The 1,640-nt window shown below is 65.9% G+C and carries 2 protein-coding genes; both read left to right on the plus strand.

Features of this window, described 5'->3' with window-relative positions; all coding sequences use genetic code 11:
• Positions 1 to 522, plus strand: a 522-nt coding sequence (locus ABGB05_RS36850) for an acyl carrier protein (RefSeq protein ID WP_347658664.1), incomplete at its 5' end; no start/stop codon positions are given.
• Positions 515 to 1,640: condensation domain-containing protein (locus tag ABGB05_RS36855; RefSeq protein ID WP_347658665.1), on the plus strand; the 1,126-nt coding region annotated here is incomplete at its 3' end. The genes ABGB05_RS36850 and ABGB05_RS36855, both read left to right, overlap by 8 nt.

Consider the following 1,640-nt stretch of genomic DNA (forward strand, 5'->3'; position numbering starts at 1 on the left):
ACCGTCACCCCACCCACGACCCCGACCGAACAACAGATCACCGACATCTTCACCACCATCCTGACCACCACCAACCCGATCAGCACCGACGACAACTTCTTCGACCTCGGCGGCAACTCCCTCCAGGTCATCCGGGTCGTCAACCGACTCAACAACGCCTTCGGCACCACCCTCGGAGTCCGCGACTTCTACACCGCCCCGAACATCGCCACCCTCGCCAACCGCATCGACGCGTTGGCGGCACCCGACGGTCAGGACGAGGAAACGCTGCGCTGGCAGCTGCTCAACGAGGTCGAGCAGATGTCCGACGAGGAGGTCGAGCGTCTCCTCGCCGCCGAACTGGCGGGCGCCGAGCAGGCGTCCGAGCCGGACCTGGCGACCGGCTCCGGGCCGTCGGCTCCTGGTGGTCCGGTGGCCGGCCCGTCGGATGTTCGTGGGCCGGTTGACTCGCCGGTGGCCGGACCTTCGAGGGAACAGGGCGCCGAAGCCGATCTTCAGGAAGGAACGATCCAGCATGGCTGAGTTCGAGACCCGCGTGGCGAACCTGTCCGACAAGCGTCAGGCCCTGCTCGCCCTGCTGGAACAGCGTAAGAAGGCGGCGGCGGCCGCGCAGGGCGAGCCGCGACTCGGCGTCCGTCCCGCGGGCCAGCCCGTGCCGTTGTCGTTCGGCCAGGAGGCGCTCTGGTTCGTCGACCAGCTCGACCCCGGCCAGCCGACCTACAACATCGTCCAGGTGCTGCGCCTGCGTGGCCCGCTGGACGTCGTCGCGCTGCGCCGCTCCTTCGACCTGCTCGTCCAGCGGCACGAAGCGCTGCGGACGGTGTTCGCGGTACGTCAGGGGCGGCCGTTCCAGCACATCGACCAGGGTTTTGTGACCGCGACCATGGTCCGTGACGACCTTCGGCACCTGCCCGAGGAACAGCGCGAGGCCGAGGTGCAGCGTCTGGTCGGCGAGGAGGAGGTCCGGCGTCCCTTCGACCTCGCGGCCGGGCCACTGTTCCGTACCCGTCTGATCGTGCTGGGCGACGAGCACCACGTGCTCACCATCGGTGTTCACCACAGTGTGGCGGATGGGTGGTCGGTGGGTTTGTTGAATGGTGAGTTGTCGGTGTGTTATGGGGCGTTGGTGGGGGGTGGGGAGCCGGTTTTGGGGGAGTTGCCGGTGCAGTTTGGTGATTTTGCGGTGTGGCAGCGGGATTGGTTGCGGGGGGAGGTGTTGGAGCGGCGGTTGGGGTATTGGGAGGGGTGTTTGGCGGGGGTGCCGGTTTTGGAATTGCCGTCGGATCGGCCGCGTCCGGTGGTGCCTTCTTATGGTGGTGATGTGGTGGAGGGGGTGTTGTCGGGTTCGGTGTTGGCGGGTGTGCGGGAGTTGGCGCGTTCGCAGGGGGTTTCTTTGTTTATGGTGTTGGCGGCTGCGGTGAAGGTGGTGTTGTCGCGGTATTCGGGTTTGGATGATGTGGCGGTGGGGACGACGACGTTGGGTCGGTCGCGTCCGGAGTTGGAGCGTCTGGTTGGTTATTTCACGAATCTGGTGGTGTTGCGGACGGATCTTTCGGGGGATCCGTCGTTTGTGGAGTTGTTGGGGCGGGTTCGTGATGTGACGTTGGGTGCGTATGACAATGAGGTGCCGTTCGAGAAGG

The organism is Plantactinospora sp. B5E13 (assembly GCF_039871775.1).
Taxonomy (GTDB): domain Bacteria; phylum Actinomycetota; class Actinomycetes; order Mycobacteriales; family Micromonosporaceae; genus Plantactinospora.